Here is a 21,481-nt window from a genome sequence, read left to right on the forward strand (position 1 = left end):
ATCCAGGCGGAAAGCGCCCAAAAATCACCTTCGCCATGCATCCCATTCGCTTCCGCAAAGTGTACCTCTACCTACATATCTCCCGCCAAAAAACTTATATTTGTCTATCCGACAATTAAAAACACCTTTAACATCCCAATGGAAAAAAACAAACCCTTTATCGCCATCACCCTCCTCTTCCTGGCGCTCACCGTGGCCACCACAGCCCGGGCGCAGCAGAAAGCGGTCGCAAAAGGCGCCACGTTACGAATCAGGATTCACAGCCAGCTCCTGGAAGGCAACCTAAGCGGCGACTCCGCCGACCGCTACATTTCCGTTTACCTGCCGGCCAGCTATAACAAGCAACCGCGGAAACGCTACCCCGTAGTGTACTTCCTGCACGGCTATACGGACAATGACGCAAAAGTCCACGGTTTCCAGCCGCACTGGATGTCCCTCCCACCCATCCTGGACACAGCATTTTCCAAAGATCCGAACCATGAAATGATCGTCGTCACCCCGGATGCATTTACCCGCTTCCAGGGTAGCATGTACTCCAACTCCGTGACCACCGGCAACTGGGAGGATTTCATTGCCCGGGAGCTGACGACCTACATGGACGCGCATTACAGAACCATTGCAAAAAAAGAAGGAAGAGGCATCTGCGGCCATTCCATGGGAGGCTATGGCGCACTGCGCATCGGGGAAAAGAACCCGGATATATTTTCCGCCGTCTATCTCCTGAGCCCATGCTGCCTGAACTCACCCGCCGAGCCGGTGGCTGCCATGACGGCACAGCTGCAACGGGCGGAAAACATCAAAACCATAGAGGCTTTTCAAAAAGCGGACTTCTTCACCAAAGCCCTGTTTGCCTCCGCAGCCGCCTGGTCCCCCAACCCGGAGAACCCTCCCTTCTACCTGGACCTCCCGGTAAAAGACGGCGCCCTGCAACCGCAAATCCTGCAGAAATGGGACGCCAACAGGCCGCTGAATAGCCTGGATCAATATATCTACAATATCAGGCAGCTAAAGTCCATCGGGTTCGATGCGGGCGATAAGGACAAAGGCATCGCGGAAAGCATCCGCGTGCTGGACGCAGAATTGAATAAATACCGAATCGATCATGCGTTCGAAATCTATGACGGGGACCACCTCAACCGCGTCGCTAAAAGGATTGAACAACAAATGCTTCAATTTTTCGCAAAAAGCCTGGATTTCGGACGAAACGAAAAATAACGATAAAGCCTTCTCCAACCGGGAAGGCTTTTTATTTCTTAAACAACATCCCCATAATAATCCCCTCCCGCTCCGCTATCAACGCATTAAACTCCTTCGCGGACACCTGGAACAATTTCTTATACAACGGCGCCATAATCAGCGGATACGATAACAACGAAAATAAATTCATCAAAAAATGCACAGGGTCCATCTTTTGAATATGCCCTTTCTCCATCTCCGCGGCCGCTTCATGCAAATACGCCTTCACCGGGTCCGACTTGATATTCGCAATCAGCTTTTTCCCCAGTGTATTTATCTCCGTTACCAGGAAGGTTTCCTGGTACGGGAAAGCCACCATATGCCGGAGGAACACCCTGATGATATGTTTCGTTTTGGCTTTGAACGGCTGATCCGCCATCATACAATCGTTGAGCCGCTGGCTCAGCTCCTGCATCGCCTCGTCGAATATGGCGGCGATCAGCTGATCCCGGGAACGGAAGTAATAATGCAGCCCCGTCCGGTTCACGCCGGCAGCATCCGCAATTTCCTGCGTAGTCGCATGCAGCTTCCCTTCGGCGAATAACAGCCGCCTGGCGGTATCTTTAATCAGTTGTTCCGTGCCTGTATTTTTTAATGGCATATCATTTAAGTTAAATTAATGCTCCGCTCAATGCCTATTTCGTTGATAAAATAATCATCGTGCGAAATAACGATGAGCGTACCCTCAAAATTTTTCACGGTCAAAGTAAGGACTTCCAGGCTTTTGATGTCCAGGTTGTTCGTCGGTTCATCGAGGATGAGCACATCCGGCGCCTGGTTGCTGGCGGATAAGCAGCTCAGCGTGAGTTTCATCCGCTCGCCGCCGCTGAGCCCCGCACATTTTTTATCGAAGTCCCCGGGCCTGAACTGGGAATAAATCAACAATTCCTTCAGTTCCTCCTCATCCAGCCCGCAGCGGTTATATTCGGCTATCTGCTCAAAAACAGTGCGGCGGGGATCAATCAACGAGTAGTTCTGATCCAGGTAGAAATGCGAAAATCCCCCGTGGCGATAGCTCCCCTGCAGCGGTTGCAGCTTCCCGGTGATGATTTTCAGCAGGGTCGTTTTGCCGCTGCCGTTCTCTCCCTGAATCTGTACCCGCTCGCCGGATTTAACCTGAAAGCTAAGATTATTCCACAAAAGTTGTTCGCCGTATTTGAAGCTGATATTTTCCATATCTATCAAAACCTTTCCCGGCGCGGCTTCCGGCGATCTGATATCCAGCTTCAGCACTTCATACTCCTCTATCTGCGCCTGGATCTCCTCTATATTTTGCAGCAGGGAAGCAATCTTTTCCTCATGCGCGTGCAGCATCCTGGCGGTACTGCGCTCCGCTTTATTTTTCAGGCCGCCGGCAATGATGCGTGGCAGGGAGTTGCTTAGCCCCGCTGCACGGCCTTTGGCCTCCTGCTGCTCCCGGTGGCTGGCCATATCCGCCGCTTTCTTTTCGGAGGCCTTCAAAGCTTTGGATTGTTCGTTTAGCCGTGCCCGTAAGGCATTCACTTTCTCCAACTTTTTCTGCTGGTAGAAGTCAAAGTTGCCGCCAAACACCTCCATGCCCTTCTCACTGAGTTCCAGGGTTTTGTTCATGAGGTTCAGCAAAGCCCTGTCGTGGCTGACAATCAGCATGGTGGCCTTGCTTTGCTGTACCAGGTGATAGAGCTTCAGCCGCGTTTTCACATCCAGGTGGTTGGAAGGCTCGTCCAGCAGCACGAGCTTCGGACTGTTCAGTTCCATCGCCGCCAGGAAGGCTTTCGTTTTTTGCCCGCCGCTGAGGCTGCCCATCAGGCGATTTTCGCTGATGTGGCCGAGGTCCCATTTCTGCAGCACCGTCCGCACTTTGTTTTCAATGTCCCAGTCGTCATCCAGGTCGGTGAAGCGTGCGGGATCGGTATCCCCGCTGAGGATGGCCTGCAGGGCGGCCAGCTTCCCGTCTGCGCCCAGTACGCGCGCAATGCGCCAGTCGTCATACTCCCCCAGGTGTTGGGGCACGTACCAGGGCTGCTCCGTATGAATAATTTTCCCGGACGCGGGGTCCAGCTTACCCGATATAATCCGCAACAGGGTCGACTTCCCGGCCCCGTTGATACCCACCAGCGCCGCCTTTTCCCCGTCGTTTAAAATTAAATCCAGGTCGCGGAACAGCTCCTCATTATCCGGATGAAGGTAATGCAGCGATTTAATGATCAAGCCCACGGATGATAAGTTTTATCGTTAATACTTTAATCCTGTCAGGCAAAGATGCTATTTTTATTTTTTTGTTAGACAAAAATGTCTAAATAAAAAAATGAAACGTCCTCGCTACAATTAAACGGGGCGGTATGCCATATATTGACAGTGAAGTGCAATGCCCCGCGCCCTCCCGACCATCCGGGGGAAAAAGGTTGCCATGGGGGTAATGGCGGAGTGCCTCCTTTCAGCTGGCATGCCGTGATCCGGCACTACCCTAGCGCCACTTCGATAAGGCCGGTACCAGCTGGCCCGGCAGCGCTGACTTCTCCCTAAAAAAATAAAAAAAAAGAAGGGCGTAGATACGCCCTTCCTAACATTGCGAAGATCCACGAACTTTTGTCTGTGTTGATAGGTTCGGGAAATATTTTAGTAATTAGGATTCTGATAAGCCTTCTTTTCCGCATCCGTCATCTGCATCGCATCGATCTGGCCCTGCGGAATCGGCCGCAGGTAGTGGAACGGCTGAATGGTGCGGGTAACGGTTTGCGGCGTATGGTCGCTGATGTTCACCCCGCCAATCCTGTAGGTGGCCGCCAGTTCGCCCCACTTCTGCGTACGTACGAGATCGTACCAGCGGTAGCCTTCCCCGTAATACTCGCGGGAACGCTCCGCCAGGATGTAGTTGATATCAATAGTGGCCGGTGTAGCCGCCATCATTTCCGCACTGCGATCCAGTATCTTCGGCGCATTGTCCGCATTGCTGTAACGCCATTTGCCGGCGCGGGCCCGCAGCACGTTGATCAGCTCCCGGGCGGACTTACCGGCCGTGGTAGTAGCGCCTTTCACCGCTGCTTCCGCAGCAATGAAATACAGCTCTGATAATTTGGCAATGTTGAAAGGCCGCGTGCTGGCCGCATTCGGCTGGCCCAGCCCGCCCGCATTATCCGTGCGGTAAGTACCCATCTTCCACAAGCCCGGGTAGCGCAAACGGCTGATACCACGCGGGGAAATCACGAAATCCGCACGGCCGGGTAACGCGCCCGCACCTACGTTGTTTTTGCTGGCCCAGTCCGTATAATTGATCGCCGTTGCCGGCTCGCTGTCCAGGAAAGTCAGGATGGCATCTCCGGGTTTTACCGGCAGCAGGTTCGCGTTGTAATAGGTAGGCGTGTTATCGCCCGCCTTATCCCAGTTGCCGCGGTACACCGTTACAAAAGTGCCGTCGTAGCGGGAATCGTTGACTTTATCGGCAAAAGTATTTTCCACCACATCGATGGTTGGCGCCATACGCGTCCAGGGGCGGCCCAGGTCCTGCGCGGCCTCACGCTGTACGGTGCTGGCCGCACTGCTCCACGTGTTGGACGTTTTGCTGCTGCGGATGAGGGTGTAGTTCCAGGTCATCATCCACACGGCAAAGTTGTCCGGCGCACCGCCGCTGCCGTAGGTCAGGCTGGAACCGTTGTAGTATTCGCTTGACTCGGTATGGTCCGCATACAAGAGCACTTCGCTGTTACGGTCGTTTGCGCCGGCGCCCAGGTCGTAGAACGTAGGCTGCAAGGCAAAAGAGCCGTGGTTGTCGATACCGGCCGTTGCCACATCGTACGCCGCCTGGAAGTACCAGTGCGCATCGTGGCCGTCAGGGTCCGTACGGCTGGTTTCGGGGTAGGTGGGAATGTTGTTCGGATTCTGCAGCCACCAGGCATAGGTCAGGTAAGCCTTGGATAAGTAAAGCCGCGCCAGGGTTTTGGTCACCCCGCCGGTAACACGGCCTGCATCCGGTAAGTCGCTCACCGCTTTCAGCAGGTCCGGGAAAATAGCTTTCGTATATACTTCCGGCACTGTATTTCTTTTGGAAGTACGCACCGGCGTAGTATTAAATTTCAGTTCGCCTGCGCCGAGGTCCAGCGGCACGCCGCCATAGGTTTGCACGAGCAGGAAGTAATCAAACGCCCGGAAGAAGCGGGCTTCCGCAATAAGCGCATTCGACAGGCCCACTGCGGAAGCGTTTTCAATGATACCGCTGGCGGTGTTGATATCGGAATAGGATTCGCCCCAGGGCACGGCCGTAGGCGCGCTCGTGGAAGTTACCTGCCCTACGCCGGACATATCCATGTCCTTGAAGTTACCGTCCGCGCTTTGCGCGTAGGTAGCCTCGTCCGTACCGGTCTGGCAACCGCTGTAGTAGTAAGCGTGCCCGTAGATGTTACGCAGGTGCGCATACAGGGCCGTGATACCGCCTTTTACGCCATTCTCCGTTTTGAAATAATCCGGCGTAAAGGAGCTGCGGGGCTGCTCCGTTAATATTTTGGAACAGCCTGCCAGCAACGTGGTAATCAGTGCAGCAGCTGTTAAAGTTCTGCTTATATGGATATTCTTCATTTGACAGCTGTTTTAGAATGATAAATTGACACCAAGGATGTAATTGCGGGTAGATGGCGTATTTACGCCGATCGTCAGCAATCTTCTGAGGCTGCCGGATAAAGGCACCGCGGCGTTTTCATCGCCATAGGAGTTGGTTTCAGGGTCCATGCCTGATTCCTTCGTATATGGACTGAAGATGACGAACGGATTTTGCACGGTGAAGTAAGCGCGCATCCGCAGGTTCTTGCTTTTGATCACGCTCCTGCTGAAATCGTAGCCGAGGGTGATGGTGCGCACTTTCAGGAAGCCGGCGTCGAAGTAGCCGAGCGTGGAGCCGTATTTAGGATTGTCCCCGCTGAGCGGCCCTGCCGGGTTCGGATATTTTGCGCCGGTATTCTGCGGCGTCCAGTAATCCACTTTCACGTTGTTGTTACGGGTGGTCAGCGTGTTGAGGTAGCCGCCGGAGCCGTAAACGGAGCTGATGAGGATACCGCCATGCTGGAACACGCCCACTGCGGAGAGGTCGAATCCTTTATAGGCCACACGGGTGTTAAAGCCCCCGAGGAATTTAGGATCGAGGTCAATCACCTGGCGGTCGTCCGCACCGATGGCGCGTTTTGGCGTACCGTCTTCATTATAGCCGCCGGTGTACAGCACTTTGATCATACCTACCGTGCCACCCGGTTCGAGGATGTTCAGGTAAGGATCTTTTTCCTGCCACAAGCCGATCTTTTTGTAATCATACACGGAGTTGATATTGTGGCCAACAAACCAGCCGTTGCCTTCATCCTTGGTGGAGCCGGATGCCAGCGCTACCAGTTTGTTACGGTTGGCGTAGAGGTTGAAGCCGGCGTCCCAGGTCACGCCATCGCGGCCGCCATCGAGGATGGTACCGTTGAGGGTGATCTCAATACCTTTATTCTCCGTCTTACCAACGTTGGCGGTATAGCTGTTCACCCCGGAAGTCTGCGGCAGGCCTACGCTTTGCAGCAGGTCGTTCGTTTTGGTCACATAGTATTCCACGGTACCGGATAAACGATTTTTGAAGAGGGCGAAGTCGATACCGTAGTTCCAGGTTTTGGAATATTCCCATCCCAGGCTGGCGTTAGGCAATTGCGTTACGTAATAACCGATCGCATAGTTTTCAGGGCCGAAGTTATACGGCCTGGTGCTGAGTCCGCCCAGGGTTGCATATGGATTGATGGCCTGGTTGGAAGTTTGGCCAAAACCGGCGCGCAGTTTCAGGGCGCTTAACCACTGCACGTCACGCATAAACGCTTCGTTGCCGAGGTTCCATCCGGCGGACACGGCCGGGTAGGTATGCCACTGGTGGCCCGGCGCCAGCCTGGAAGAGGCGTCGGAGCGCAGGGTAGCGGAAATCATGTAGCGGTTATCGTACGCATACATCACGCGGCCCATCCAGGACATGAGGCCCCACATGTAATAACCCTGGTTGGCAGGGTTCACGGTAATTTCCCCGGTGGAATGGCCCAGGTTATAGAACTGGAACGCATCGCTGGGGATGCCTTTGGCGGACATGGAGGAGTTGTTGTATTTCTGTTGCTCCGCGGAGTACAGCGCCGTTACATTCAGGCTGTGTTTCTGCGCGAAGGTGCGGTCGTAGGTCAGGATGTTTTCCACCGTCCAGTGGTAGGTGTGGGCGTTGCTGATGCCTGCGGTGGATTCCGTAGTGGCATTCACGCTGTTTACGCCCTGCCCGGTATAGTTACCGTTGTTGCTCTGGATGAAGTCCAGCCCCAGGTTCACCCTGTATTTGAGGCCTTCCACCCAGGGTATCCTCACTTCGCCGAAGGCGGAGTTGTAGGTAGCAAAGTTCCTCGTTTCGTTTAGCCACAACCCGTTATCGTGCAGGCTGTCTACTTTCTGCCTGGTGAGTATATAGTTATCGCCCAGGGTGGTATTTACCGTACGCTTCGTAGAGCCGTCCGCGTTATACGGATTGGCAATAGGCGAGAGCATGAGGTTTACCCCTACCTGGCTGCCTTCGTTGATATTATAGTTGTTGTTGGTGGTGAAGCCTACGCGGATGTAGTTGCCAATCATCTGATCCACGGCGGCGCGGAAGGAGTAGCGGGTATAGCGCTGGGTAGGGATTACGCCCTGGTTGCGGTAATAGCCCATGCCGGCGTTGTAGCTGCCGCCTTCGCCGGCGCCGGTAACGTTGATATCATGGCTGTTGACGGTACCTGTTCTGTAGAGGAGGTCCTGCCAGTCGGTATTCACTTTTCCGGAAGAATCTTCATCCACGCCCAGCGCCGGGAACTTGTTGGCCACCTGTTTCAGGGTGGTGAACTCGCGCCAGTCCATCATCGGGTATTTTGCGAAAACGGTTTGGTTGCCGTAGTAGGCGTTGTAGTTCAGCCGTGGCTTAGCGCCTTTCTGGCCTTTGTTGGTGGTGATGAGGATAACGCCGTTTGCGCCACGGGAGCCGTAGATGGCGGTGGCGGAAGCGTCTTTTAACACATCAATGCTTTTGATATCGTCCGGGTTCAGGTCAGCGATAGAACCGGGGAACGGGATACCGTCCAGTACGATCAGGGGATCGTTGGTGGCGGTCAGGGAGCGGGCGCCGCGGATGCGTATCTGCATGGCTGCGCCGGGCCTGCTGGAAGTTTGCGCCATTTGCACGCCGGCCATACGGCCCTGCAATGCCTGGGAAACGTTGGCGGAGGGTACGTCCCGCATGGCGGCGCCACTGATGGAGGCTACGGAACCGGTTACCGCTTCCTTACGCTGGGTACCGTAACCGATCACCACTACGTCCTGCAGGCTGCTGGCCGTGGAGGTGAGGGTGATTTTAACGGAAGTGCGCCCGTTGAGCGCTACTTCCTGGCGTTCGAAGCCAACGGAGGTAATGATTAACGTGGCATTGGGTGGTGCGCTGATCGCGAAAGCGCCTTTTTCATCTGCCACTACGGCTGCATTGCCACCTTTCACCGCTACGGACGCAAACCCAACGGGTTCGCCGGAGCTGTTGACAATGGTACCGGTTACCCTGGCAGCCTGCGCCAGGACAGCGGCAGGTAAGAACATTGACAGGACGAACAAAGCAATCGTTAGGACGCGGCCCATACCTCCCCCCGGTAGATAGGATCGCGTTGTTGGTAGATTGGTTGACATGAACATAATGAATTGTTTTTAAAACGTTCGTGGAATGGAATTAATAAGTGGAAAAACTGAGCGAACGGACTAAGGCTGTCCGGTTGACGCCAGGTGAAAAGCGAATGAAAACATCGTGTTGGCCATATGATTGATCGATAGCTATACTGATTTTTTTCAGCTTGCCGGCGGTGGGCGTAATGTTGGCAACCGCCACGGGCTTGCCTGTTCCCAGGCTGTCGAGGAAGACTTCCAGGCGGGTGTTGGCAGTGGCGGTGAGTTCCAGCTGCATTTTTTTGGAAGGCCGGGCAGGCGTGCCCAGGTCCATGCCGGCGTACATCATCCAGCCGCCGTTGTTGGTATTGTTGGTAATAAATTTTCCCTGGGGAGATGTTACCGCTTCAACGCCGTAGTAGTTCGCATAGGCTACAGCCGGCAGGGCATTGCGCCCGTCTTTGTAAATGAAGCAGTCGAAGTCCGCCGGTTTACCCTGCGCAAACAGACCCACGCTCGTACCTACCCAGGAGTTGTAATTAGGCTGGGTGCGGTCCATCGCCTGGCTGTTCACCGTGCCTACCTTTACCCAGTCCTCACCATTACGGCTATACGAGGCGGTGAGCAGGTGTTCATTTCTTTCAACTTTCAGCCACAGGGTTTTACCTACGGGGTTAGGGACTTTAAAGGTGGCGGTGTCGTGCCGGAAGATAATTTTCTTTCCCCCGTCATAACCTGTATAAAAAGCCACAAATACTTTCTGGTTGCCATTGGTCAGGTAAATGCCTGCCTGGTCCGTCGTGTCCGTAGCGTCGAGTTCTACTTTGGTAATGGCGGAATAGTAATGTTCCGTTTCTTTTTGCACCAGGTGGGTTTTGGCATTACCGGGCAGGAGGCGGATCCAGCCTTTCCTGTCGGTCAGGGAATATTTTTGCGCGGAGGCCCGGTCGAGGAAGTGCCAGGCGGGGTGCAGGGCGGCGCCGTCTTCAAAATGGTCGCTATGCACGGTTCTCCAGGTGATGCCGCTTTGCGGGAGGTCCGGTTTGAGGACGGGGGTGCTTACGGGCGGCATGCCCCAGGGGCGGTCCCCCTCCCATATTACCTGGTATAGTGAGGATTGGCGGCCCATGCCGGACCAGTCGTCCTGCTCCGTTTTCTGGTAGCTCTGCCCGATGGTCCACCAGGTGCCATCCGCCAGTTGCACGGGAGCGGCTATATGGTTCGGGACTCTGAAAGTATTTTTAGGGTCCGTGCCGGGTTTGAAGAAGTTGCCCAGCCGCTCCCATTTGGTGGAGTCGGCCGTAAGGGCGCTGGCGCGGAGTACGTATTGCCCGCCGGACACATCGCCGGCCGGGAAGTAATAATAATACCCGTTCCGTTTACACATCACGGGGCCTTCCGCCCAGCTGTATTCCAGCTTGGCGTTGATCCAGTCGAGGTTAATGACGGTATCCGTCAGCTGCCCGTCGCGGCCCAGCGCCCGGATGCGGTTTACTTTCTGGCCATTTTTGATGACCATATAGGGTGTACCGTCATCGTCCACGAAGATGGAGTTATCGTACCCGAGCGGCCCTGTGGCGGAGTCGGTTTTTACCGGTACGGGTGCGGACCATGGTCCGGCAGGGTTATCCGCCCTGGAGAACCACTGCCCCCCGGAAGAAAAATATATCCAATAGGAACCGTAGAAATAGGTAATAGCTCCCTGCCACACGCCACCAGATGGTCGGTCAGCCACCATGGTGGAGTGCGAAGGAGGCAGCACCCGGCCGATTATATTCCAGTGAACCAAATCCCTGGAATGATAAATGGGCAGGTATGGATTGAAGTGAAAAGACGAACCGCAATGATAAAAATCATCGCCTACCTTCAGGAGTGTGGGATCCGGATGGTCCCCCGGGAGTACTGGGTTCACGTAGGTCATTTCCTTCGTGTACCGTTCCAGGGAATGTGGGTCCATTGCATCCTCGCCCGAGCTGGTAGAACTGGTTTGTGCTGTTAATGTAACAGGCAGGCATAACACTGCCATGCCTAAAAGGCTGCGTTTTAAATTCATAACGTGTTAAATGGGATACGCTTCAAATGTAGTACTACAGGCAGCGGCGGGATGGCTCAAATGTTGAAAATATGGTAACAAATGTTCAGAGACGGCAACATTTGTTCCCTATGCCGGGGTTAGTGTAAACATTACACAGGCAAAGTACTACCTAATTTTTTAAATGTCTGCATGACACTTTTTTTTAGAGAATTGTAAAAACCGAAAAGCGACAGTTGCGCTGCTAAAATTCATTACTTTTAATTTGTATCTTGTAATGGGATATATCTTCCGGTAAAAGCACCGATCTTATCAAGTAAGGAAAGCACATAGGATCAACAATACATTAACGCCCTCCACGTATGACCTTAAGAGCTAACAACCAAAATTTGACATATTTCAGCAGGACATCCTTTTATTTAATTGTCTTTTTGACATTTTTTAATCTTGTCCACGCGCAACCTTTTCACTTCACCCCTTTGAGTACCGGGGGCGGACTACGGTCCAGCACCATCAACGCCATCATAAAAGACCGCTTCGGGCTTATGTGGTTTGCCACAGACGACGGGCTGGCGAAGTACGACGGGAGCAGCTTCACCGTGTACCGCAATAAAAACAATGATCCCAACAGTTTGCCGGCAAATGAAATACCTGCCATCTATGAAGACAGGAACGGCGCCATTTGGGTAGGCACCAGCGGCGGCTCCCTGAGCATGTACGACCGCAAGCTGGATAAGTTCCTCAACTTTCCCGCAGGGCCGGGCCCCAACAGCCTCGGCAGTAATGTGATCAAAGCGATTACCAGCGATCATAAAGGGCAGATATGGGTGGGGCATTACACGGGGCTGGATATCATTGATCCGGTTACCAAAAAGATCACCCCGTTTACCGGGCCGGGCGGAGAGCCGTTCAAATCCACCACCATCTGCCTGCTGGAAGACCGGCAGCAAAGAATGTGGGTAGGCACCAGCGAGGGTTTGTACGTGCTGGACCCGAACGGTCATTGCCTGCGGAAATTTGTGCATAACCCGGCGGACCCGCAGAGCATTTGCAATAACGTGGTGCGGTATATGGCGGAAGATAAAAAGGGCAACATCTGGCTGGCCACAACGGACGGGCTGTCTGTAACAGACCCCGGGCTGCATGGCTTTAAGACCTATAAACATGACGGCAGCGGCCACAGCATCAGCAGCAATTCCCTGAATGCCCTGGAAGTGGATGATCAGAACCGCGTCTGGATAGGTTCTACCTCCGGGCTGGACCTGCTGGACCCTGCCACCGGCCGGGTGGAAACCTTGTCGTACGACAAAGGCAGCGGGCAGTCTATGCGGCTCAAGGATGTATATTCCATCCACATCGACGACGACGGACTTTATTGGATAGGCACCTTCCGCAATGGTATTATTAAATACGATAGTCACCTCAACCTCTTCCACCTGGTACAGCATGACCCTTTCAACAAACAAGGCTTACCCGCCCCTATTGTAACTTCCTTTGCGGAAACGGGGAACGGGAAAATTTACGTAGGCACGGATAACGGCGGGGTGTCCCTCTTTGATCCGGCGCGGCAGTCGTTCGAACACCTGGAACTGCGCTCCACCGTCAAAGGCTGTGAAAAAGGCATCCGCGTACTCTCCCTCCTGCTGACGAAAAACAACCAGCTAATGGTGGGCACCTTCCTCGACGGGCTGTTTGTGTACGACCTGCGCACCCGCAGGTATAAACAGTACACGAAGGAGAACTGCAATTTCCTTTTCTCCAATGATATTTTCACGCTGACGGAAGACAGCAAGGGCCGCATCTGGATAGGCACAAACGGGGACGGCTTTTCAGTAGTGAACCAGCAACTGGGGCTGATCAACCGCTTTACCCGCGAGCCGCGCCCAAACGAATCCCTGCTGCCGATGAACGCCTACATCCGGGATATCCTGGAAGATCATTCCGGCAATTTCTGGATTGCGACACACGGCGGCGGCATTGCCCGGCTGGATGGCTCCCTGCAGCATTTCACCGTGTACAACTCCACCGGCAACCACCTGCCGGGAGATAAGATTTTTTCCGTGCTGGAAGACAAGCAGGGCAACATCTGGGTAGGCAGCTATGGCGGCGGACTGGGGTTGCTGGATAAAAAGACCAACCAGTTCATCACCTTCACGGAGGAAGATGGCCTCTTGAATAATAATATCTATAAGATTATACAGGATAACAACGGCCTGCTCTGGTTATCCACCAACCAGGGTATTTGCAGCTTCGACCCCTTAAGCCGCAAGTTCAATAAATTCACTTTTCACAACAGCGTACAGCATAATAACTTCGTGCGGGGCTCCGGCATACTGGCAGCCAACGGCATGGTGTTCATGGGCGGACTGGAAGGCTTCAACTACTTTGACCCGGCAGGTTTGAAAAAGAATACCAATGCGCCGGAAGTACTGTTTACCGATCTGCGGATTTCCAACAGGTCCGTGAGTCCTTCCCCGAAAGGCCCTATCCGGGAAAATATTTCCATTACCGACCGCATCGACCTTGACTACCGCCAGAACTTTTCCATCAGCTTCGTGGGTCTGAATTACACCGCGCCTGAACAAAATCAATATGCCTACCGCCTGGAAGGTTTTGATAAAGAATGGAACTATACAGGGAATGTGAATACGGCAGCCTATACCAACCTCGATCCCGGGGAATATGTGCTGCAGGTAAAAGCCAGCAACAACGACGGCATCTGGAACGAAAAAGGAAAATCCATCCGCATCATCGTGCATCCGCCCCTGTGGCGCACCACCTATGCATATGCGCTTTATACCCTGCTGGTGCTGGGCATACTGCTGTTTATCCGTTACAAAGGCATCCAGAAAGTGAAGAAGAAATTCCTGGAACAGCAGCAGCAGATGGAGCGGGAGCAGGAGCGCCGGGAAGCGGAACGCATACACGAACTGGACCGGTTGAAGATCAAATTCATCACTAACCTCAGCCATGAGTTCCGCACGCCGATCTCCCTGATACTGGGCCCCATCGATACGCTGATCCGCAAGGAAAAAAATGAACATTCCTTCAACCAGCTGAAGATGATCCGGCAGAATGGCCGGCGTTTGCTGAACCTCGTGAACCAGTTGCTGGACTTCCGCAAGATGGAGGAGCAGGAGCTGAAACTACAGTTGGCCGACGGCGAATTCATCTCCTTCGTACAGGAGGCCACAGATTCGTTCCGGGATATGGCGGAGCGGAAGAAAATCAGTTTGAGCTTTGAAACCAGCGTACACCAAGCCTTCGCAAAATTTGACCACGACAAGATAGAACGCATCCTGTTCAACCTGCTCTCCAACGCCTTTAAGTTTACGCTGGAAGGCGGCAAGGTCACCGTATCCGTTGAAAAGCGCCAGCATCCCGCCGGCGGCGACAAGGAATGGTTTACCATCAAGGTAAAAGATACCGGCATTGGCATACCGAAGGATCAGCAGGAAAAAATATTCGAACACTTTTTCCAGCATACCACGCCTGCTACGGTGGTGAATAAAGGTACCGGCATCGGGCTGTCCATCACGCGGGAGTTTGCCCGCATGCATGACGGAGAAATCAAAGTGGACAGTGAGCCGGGTAAGGGTAGTACTTTTATACTTACCCTTCCGCTGGTTGCCGCCACCGCCGGTATAGCGATCGTGCCGTTACAGCCGGAACTTCCGCTTGAAGAGGCGGCGGCAGCGGACGTCTCTCCCCAAACCATACCAACCCCTGGCAACAACACGGATTTACCGGTAGTACTGATCGTGGAAGACAACGACGACCTGCGGTTTTATCTGAAGGACAACCTGCGCCTGCAATACCGGGTAATAGAAGCCAGCAACGGGAAGGAAGGCTGGCAGAAGGCCTTGGCCCAACACCCGCAGCTGATCGTCAGCGACATCAGCATGCCATACATGGATGGCATGGACCTTTGCAAAAAAGTCAAGAACGACAAACGCACGCAACATATTCCGTTTATACTGCTGACGGCCATCACCGGCGAGGAGGACCAGCTGAAAGGCCTGGAAACCGGCGCCAATGACTATATCCTGAAGCCTTTCAACGTAGAAATCCTCCATTCAAAAATTAAGAATCTCCTCACGCTGAACCATTGCGCCAAACGCACCTATTCCAAGCAGATCAGCGTATCAGCGCCGGCGCCGGAAGTGCAGCCGGAGGACGAACGCTTTATGAAGGAGATCATGGCCTACCTGGAAAACAACCTGACGGACACGCAGCTGTCTGTAGAGGCGCTCAGCCGGCATGTGGGCATGTCCAGAAGCTCCCTGTACAGCAAGCTGCTGGAGCTGACGGGGCAAACGCCGGTAGAGTTCATCCGTTCCGTGAAGCTGGAGCGGGCGGCGGTGCTGCTGGAAAAAAGCGATATGAATATTGCACAGGTGGCGTACACGGTGGGGTTTGCGACGCCGAATTATTTTGCGCGGTCGTTTAAGGCGAAGTATAATATGCTGCCGTCGGCGTATGTGCAGTTGAGGAGGAAGGTGGCGAAGGACAGGGTGTCGGAGGAGGGGTGATGGGTATTACGTTGGATTTGCTTATATTCGTTTTGCTGAGCGCTCAAACTTAGCTGTAAACCACCAAAGCAATCCCTTTGTGTTTTTAAGATTATGAAAAATTTGAATTTCAGGTATTATCCCGCCGGCGTGTTATTTACGTTGTTCTGCATTATTGTCGTAGTAAATTTCTTGTTACGCACGCTAATCGCGGATTATTTCGGCCAGCCGTTAACTTTATGGCAAGAAGCCGCACTATTACTCAGCAGCGGTGGACTTGTACGACTTCTCTTCGGCCCGGTTAATAAATATCTCATGTGGAAGCCTTACCTGAAATTATTGGGCCTCCACGACCTTCGGGGCAATTATGCAGGCGAACTGGTATCCACCTTCCATATCAACGATGACCCGCAGCTGGGCCATGTCACCAAGCACCTCCTGGTAAGCATCTCACAAAACCTCAATGGCATTTATCTTACCGGGAAGGTTTTCAATAACGCCGCAGACCCTACTCCTACTTCTACCTTCAGCAGTGGCGCTGCAGACCTGGTAAAATTGGACGATGGTAGATTCCAACTGTCGTACACCTTTACGAACAATGGTAATTTACAGAGCGCCGAGCATGCAAAATATGGACTACAAACACACCTGGGCTATACCATTCTATATTTCAACCCTCAGAACAGGCAGCTCGAAGGCACTTACTTCACCCATGAGCGGCAAAGTAGCGGTAGAATTAAACTGTTACCTCAACCTTAATTATCACCATCATAAACATTAATGCGATGCACCCTAAAAAAAGCGGCAGTGCCCCCACTGCCTATGAAGCCTTTACAGACTTTGGCGACAAGACTGCCGACCTGGCGATTTATTACAATATAGCCGTTGCCAACCTGAATGAAATAAGGAAGGCGATCAATGCATCCACCGCCAATCCTGACACGCAGCTGGCGCGACTGGCGGAATATCTTTGGAGCGCACATAAAGATGCCAAAAATAGCAGAGGGTATGAACTTACACCTGATGATAAAGTGATAATCAATGAGCTTTGCAAGAAGGTGGAGGATATCCGGAATTTCTACTCCCACCAGTGGCATGATCCGTGTGTGCTGGAGTGTTCAGGGCAACTCGTATCCTTTATAAATGATAGGTACAAGCTGGCTGCCGCGATGGTGGCTAAAGATGATCCCGCGGCCGTGGCGGATTATGAAGCGCTCCTGGGTAAGCGTGAATATAAACCGTACAAACTTTTTAATGGCAGTGTACTTACAGTGGAAGGCCGCATCTTCTTCCTCAGCTTTTTCCTCAGCAGTGGCCAGCTTTCGCAGCTGATGCAGCAGCGCAGAGGCTTCAAGCGGACGGATATGCCGCTGTTCCGTGCCAAACGTAAGATTTATCTCTATTATACCCTTCGGGATGGGGCTACCATGGCGCACTTCCATCAGGAGCAAAGCGTGCTTTCCACGCTTTCGGCGGAGGATCAAAAGCAGGTACTCAAAGCGCGGACGGCTTATAAGCTGATCTCTTACCTGAACGACTATCCTGACTTCTGGGGCAATACGGAGAAGATGCCGTTGTATCTCTCCAAAGGCAAAAAGATCGAAAATATTGATAACTTGTACGAATATCTTCAACAGCATCCTGAACTGCTGCCAGATTTTGAATTCGCCCCGCCGGACGAAGAGGAAACGGGTATCCGCAAGCATATACTCTTTACGCATGAGGGCCTGCCGGGGTACGAATTTAAGATGGACTTTCCGATGCTTTACCGCCTGGTGGTGCTCATGCAGCTGTTTAATGCAACGGTCCTGCAGGAATCCCCTGTGGATACGCTCCTGCAAAACCTGCGTACCGTCATCGAAGGCCGGCAGAAGCTATTCGACATTTTAAATACCAGGCTAAAAGATCGCACGGCGGAAGATCTCGCCTTTCTCCTGGACCGTAAAAACCAGCACTTAAGAGGCAGCAGGCTGCTGACTGAAACCAGTATCACGTTTTTTGAACAGCTGGAAGATGGTTACCAGGAGGACATTGACCAAAGAGAAATGATTATATCGGCCATCCGGTCGTTCCAGACCAACCAGGAAGACGAGCCGCTCCCTGAACCCATCCAGGTGTATCAACAGGACCTCGTATCCACCACCGACCGTAAATTCAGACCAGGCAACCGTTTTATGCACTACGCCGCCACCTACCTGATGGATTTCGCCGGCGACGATTGGTATTGGGGTGTGGAAAACTTTGAGATGGATCAGCTTAACGGCAATGAACATGAAACACTCGTGAAAAGGAAACGGTACTTTAAGGCCTCCGAAATACCGGACCAGTACCGGCTTACATTGGAGGATGACCATGTGTACATAGCCATCCGGCGGGATACCAGCGGTGATAAGAACTTTGAACAATTTATCCAATTCAGCATTGGCCGGCAAGCGATGAAGTATTTAATGGCTTTTGTTTTGAGCAAAAATGGGAAAGCGTATCAGCAGGTAATCAGGGAATTCTTTGATAAACTGAAGGCTGATATAATCCGGCTTAAAGAGGACGGCGGCTTTAAGGCAGACCACACTTACCATCTCCTGGAAGAGGCATTTGTATCTCCCTACCTTAAACCCGCCCCGGATAGTGACTGGAAAACAGTGGAGGAAGCAGTCAACAGGCGGATCACCCAGCTCAAAGAGAAATGGCAAAACATCCTGCAGAACCTGGATTACATGCGAAGAGCGGAGAAGAACCGCGCTATCATGGAAGCGTATAAGCTCTTTGATTGGCCGAGGGATGCAAAAACGAAAGCGCCGAAGTTTTTCAGGAAGCATGAATATAATTATATGAGCATTTGCCATTATGAGATTGCTTCACCCAAAAAAGGAAAAAGGCGGAATAACCTGGAACAACTTTATAATTGGCAGTTCAAATTAGCCGGCCGCAAACCAAAAATTCCTAAAAAGATAGAGGACCTGCTGTTCCGTGCAAAAAGCCTGGATGATTTGCTGATAAATGTATTGAAAGATCGCAGGAATGATTTAAACAAGAGAAAAGCCGCTTTACACAAAAGTACCGGCGCCGCTCGTATTTCCATGCTGGCGGACCTTTGCAGATACCTGCGCCTGTCTGTTCCCGCAGGGCTGCAACAAGAAGCCGGGCAGCAGGCCTTACATAAACAGCGGATGGAAACCCTGGATGTGCTTCCATTCCCCATTCATCCGATGTTGGTAATGAAGGCATTTTTTTCCAAACAATACGGAAAAGGCAAAACTGAATTCAAAATTTTAGAAAAGGATAATCTCCAGCAAAAGGTACATCCTGCCCATAATATATTTGCAAACGTCAGGAAAAATTATGCTTTACTGAAAGGGCTTTACGCTTCGCATTACCAGGCATCCGTAGCGGAAGTTTTATATCCCGGTGATATTAGCGCCGGCAGCAGGAAAAAACTGACAGGACTTATAAACGATACTTTAACAGAAGACGTGTTGTTATGGTGGATGGCCCAGCAATACCTGCAAAACAACAGCTATACGAGTAACATGGCAGCGCAGCTGCTCCACCCCACGAAGAAGGAATACCATGTTGGCAATCTGCACCGGGTGGCCATCACCTTCCCGCTGAGAGGGCAGCCGTTTATCTACACCACTGTACTCCTGCATCAGCTGGATGATATGATGTTCCGGACGCTGGAGGACTACCTGTACCGCGCCGCCGTGCATTACGTCAACCGCCATACAAAAGAAAGGGCCATCTGGGCAGATAACGAGTTGTCCATTGATAAGATAAATCCGGGCGCCCCCTTCCCCGACGGTTCCTTACAACATCCGGTTTCATTCGACATCCTGCGGGATGAAATCAGCCTCGTACGGCGTACGGGGAAAAAATTTGCGGCAGCGATACTGAATTTTGAACGTAAAGTTTTATCAACCGCTGCTGATAGTTTATTTGGGGGAGATCTAAACCAACTGCATCAACACCTGCTCGTAACTTGTCAGACGCCCGGGTCGGCCTGCCATCACTACAATTTCGCGAAACTCCTCGAGCTCGCGCAAACCCTTGGCTGGAAGGACCTGGATATTATCCGTGACGAGTTGAACGGCGATCCGAGTAACAGGAATATTGCGTTGCATAATGATATACCGCAGGCAGGGAGCTTTTCATGGATGACGAGGCCCGGGACGAAATTGAGGGAAGTGTTGGGGATAAAGGAGGATTTGCATGCAAAAAAGGATCATTCGAGGTATGTGGAGTTGGGAAATGGGTGATTTTTTGGGGATATGATTAAGGGAGATGTAAGATGGGAAAGGGATTGAGAGGAGAGTGGGTGTGGAAGCCTGCTTTTTGAGAGGTAGATACACCCACACCAGTCATTCACCCACCTCCTTTTATGGTGTGGAAGCCTGCTTTTTGAGAGGTAGATACACCGAACCTTGCTGAGGTTAGCGAAAATGCTTCGGTGTGGAAGCCTGCTTTTTGAGAGGTAGATACACCCAGAGTGCCGTTATAGAGGATCATAGCCTCGGTGTGGAAGCCTGCTTTTTGAGAGGTAGATACACCCGTAACCCACAGCTCCCCATTATACTTATAGGTGTGGAAGCCTGCTTTTTGAGAGGTAGATACACCGGTAAGAAAAAGATCTCCAAATTGTATGTAGGTGTGGAAGCCTGCTTTTTGAGAGGTAGATACACCTTTACGGGCTTATTCTCTTTCATGAATTCTGGTGTGGAAGCCTGCTTTTTGAGAGGTAGATACACCTGTACTATTGCATAAGCAAAATACCCTAAGGGTGTGGAAGCCTGCTTTTTGAGAGGTAGATACACCTCTTCTCTACTTTACTTTGCGAATTCTTCCGGTGTGGAAGCCTGCTTTTTGAGAGGTAGATACACCCGTTTCGTCCAAGTGCCCGTAGGCAAACTCGGTGTGGAAGCCTGCTTTTTGAGAGGTAGATACACCCCGGCAGATCCTTCGCTACGTCCTTTTTCTGGTGTGGAAGCCTGCTTTTTGAGAGGTAGATACACCCGTAGAAATAAAGGCCCATAAAGAAATAGAGGTGTGGAAGCCTGCTTTTTGAGAGGTAGATACACCGGCGATACCTGAAGCCTCTGTGATGGCAAAGGTGTGGAAGCCTGCTTTTTGAGAGGTAGATACACCATTTTACCAATTACTTCTTTGTACCTGCTGGGTGTGGAAGCCTGCTTTTTGAGAGGTAGATACACCCCAGCCAATAACAGCCTAATATAGACTTGCGGTGTGGAAGCCTGCTTTTTGAGAGGTAGATACACCTCCGCCTGATTACCGGCATTAACTGGCAAAGGCGTGGAAGCCTGCTTTTTGAGAGGTAGATACACCACTGCCGTTGCTAAGGATGGACCACAACCGTGGTGTGGAAGCCTGCTTTTTGAGAGGTAGATACACCCTGATTTCTTCATTTCCCAGGTCGGCCATGGGTGTGGAAGCCTGCTTTTTGAGAGGTAGATACACCCCCTTCTCCTGATACATGGTATGTAGTTTCTGGTGTGGAAGCCTGCTTTTTGAGAGGTAGATACACCACGTCTGGCGGTCGCCTTAACCAGTATATGGGTGTGGAAGCCTGCTTTTTGAGAGGTAGATACACCTCAACAGAACCTTAACTGTAGCCATTTTTAGGTGTGGAAGCCTGCTTTTTGAGAGGTAGATACACCCGGACTTGCTGCCAACTGTCGGAACACACAGGTGCGGAAGCCTACTTTTTGCGAGGTAGATACACCTGACTAATTGTAAGGCTTTCTTTTTTACTGGGTGTGGAAGCCTACTTTTTGAGAGGTAGATACACCCTGTTGTCATAGTGGCCCTCCAGGAGTTTTGGTGCGAAAGCCTGCTTTTTGAGAGGTAGATACACCTTTCAGACGGGAAAATGGTGTCAATAACACGGTGTGGAAGCCTGCTTTTTGAGAGGTAGAACCACCATTCACGATCTAACTTTTTCGCCTCCCATGGGTGTGGAAGCCTGCTTTTTGACAGGTAGATATACCAACTACCGAAACATAAATAACCACGATAAAGGTCTGAAGGCTTACTATTGAAAGTA

The 21,481-nt window shown here is 52.1% G+C and carries 9 protein-coding genes and 1 CRISPR repeat array; of the genes, 4 read left to right on the forward strand and 5 right to left on the reverse strand.

Features of this window, described 5'->3' with window-relative positions; translation table 11 throughout:
* The first annotated feature begins 138 nt into the window (after positions 1-138).
* A complete protein-coding gene (locus BOC67_RS18275) occupies positions 139-1,215 on the forward strand; it encodes an alpha/beta hydrolase-fold protein (RefSeq protein ID WP_291912162.1) in 1,077 nt (358 codons plus the stop codon).
* Between the two features lie 31 nt (positions 1,216-1,246).
* Here the strand turns inward: BOC67_RS18275 and BOC67_RS18280 are convergent, their stop codons facing one another.
* The 5 genes from BOC67_RS18280 to BOC67_RS18300 all read right to left on the reverse strand — a co-directional run bounded on the left by BOC67_RS18280 (position 1,247) and on the right by BOC67_RS18300 (position 10,909).
* Positions 1,247-1,837 (reverse strand): TetR/AcrR family transcriptional regulator, encoded by a 591-nt coding sequence (locus BOC67_RS18280; RefSeq protein WP_291912163.1) that lies wholly within the window; start codon positions 1,835-1,837, stop codon positions 1,247-1,249.
* Positions 1,838-1,842: 5 nt separating this feature from the next.
* Positions 1,843-3,432 carry an ABC-F family ATP-binding cassette domain-containing protein gene (locus tag BOC67_RS18285; RefSeq protein ID WP_291912164.1) on the reverse strand — a complete coding sequence of 530 codons (1,590 nt, stop codon included), beginning with the start codon at positions 3,430-3,432 and terminating at the stop codon, positions 1,843-1,845.
* A gap of 402 nt (positions 3,433-3,834) precedes the next feature.
* Complete coding sequence (locus BOC67_RS18290; protein ID WP_291912165.1) at positions 3,835-5,787, reverse strand: RagB/SusD family nutrient uptake outer membrane protein; 1,953 nt, start codon at positions 5,785-5,787, stop codon at positions 3,835-3,837.
* 12 nt (positions 5,788-5,799) lie between these two features.
* Complete coding sequence (locus BOC67_RS18295; protein ID WP_291912167.1) at positions 5,800-8,862, reverse strand: TonB-dependent receptor; 3,063 nt, start codon at positions 8,860-8,862, stop codon at positions 5,800-5,802.
* Positions 8,863-8,950: 88 nt separating this feature from the next.
* Entirely contained in the window at positions 8,951-10,909 is a 1,959-nt protein-coding gene (locus tag BOC67_RS18300; RefSeq protein WP_291912169.1) for a family 43 glycosylhydrolase, read from the reverse strand.
* Positions 10,910-11,346: 437 nt separating this feature from the next.
* On the opposite strand from BOC67_RS18300, the gene BOC67_RS18305 reads away from it, so the two are divergent.
* The 3 genes from BOC67_RS18305 to BOC67_RS18315 all read left to right on the forward strand — a co-directional run bounded on the left by BOC67_RS18305 (position 11,347) and on the right by BOC67_RS18315 (position 19,679).
* Positions 11,347-15,447 (forward strand): two-component regulator propeller domain-containing protein, encoded by a 4,101-nt coding sequence (locus tag BOC67_RS18305; protein WP_291912171.1) that lies wholly within the window; start codon positions 11,347-11,349, stop codon positions 15,445-15,447.
* Positions 15,448-15,540: 93 nt separating this feature from the next.
* Positions 15,541-16,185 (forward strand): hypothetical protein, encoded by a 645-nt coding sequence (locus BOC67_RS18310; protein ID WP_291912174.1) that lies wholly within the window; start codon positions 15,541-15,543, stop codon positions 16,183-16,185.
* Positions 16,186-16,211: 26 nt separating this feature from the next.
* On the forward strand, positions 16,212-19,679 hold the full coding sequence (locus BOC67_RS18315; RefSeq protein ID WP_291912176.1) for a hypothetical protein: 3,468 nt from the start codon (positions 16,212-16,214) through the stop codon (positions 19,677-19,679).
* 58 nt (positions 19,680-19,737) lie between these two features.
* A CRISPR array of direct repeats spans positions 19,738-21,425; the repeat unit is 36 nt; unit sequence GGTGTGGAAGCCTGCTTTTTGAGAGGTAGATACACC.
* Positions 21,426-21,481 lie beyond the last annotated feature (56 nt).

Source organism: Chitinophaga sp. CB10, assembly GCA_001870995.2.
Lineage (GTDB): Bacteria > Bacteroidota > Bacteroidia > Chitinophagales > Chitinophagaceae > Chitinophaga.

What these genes read in the sequence shown, in the direction of transcription:
- BOC67_RS18275 (WP_291912162.1), top strand. Translation starts at nt 139, where the DNA reads ATGGAAAAAAACAAACCCTTTATCGCCATCACCCTCCTCTTCCTGGCG.
- BOC67_RS18280 (WP_291912163.1), bottom strand. Translation starts at nt 1,837, where the DNA reads ATGCCATTAAAAAATACAGGCACGGAACAACTGATTAAAGATACCGCC.
- BOC67_RS18290 (WP_291912165.1), bottom strand. Translation starts at nt 5,787, where the DNA reads ATGAAGAATATCCATATAAGCAGAACTTTAACAGCTGCTGCACTGATT.
- BOC67_RS18295 (WP_291912167.1), bottom strand. Translation starts at nt 8,862, where the DNA reads ATGGGCCGCGTCCTAACGATTGCTTTGTTCGTCCTGTCAATGTTCTTA.
- BOC67_RS18300 (WP_291912169.1), bottom strand. Translation starts at nt 10,909, where the DNA reads ATGGCAGTGTTATGCCTGCCTGTTACATTAACAGCACAAACCAGTTCT.
- BOC67_RS18310 (WP_291912174.1), top strand. Translation starts at nt 15,541, where the DNA reads ATGAAAAATTTGAATTTCAGGTATTATCCCGCCGGCGTGTTATTTACG.
- BOC67_RS18315 (WP_291912176.1), top strand. Translation starts at nt 16,212, where the DNA reads ATGCACCCTAAAAAAAGCGGCAGTGCCCCCACTGCCTATGAAGCCTTT.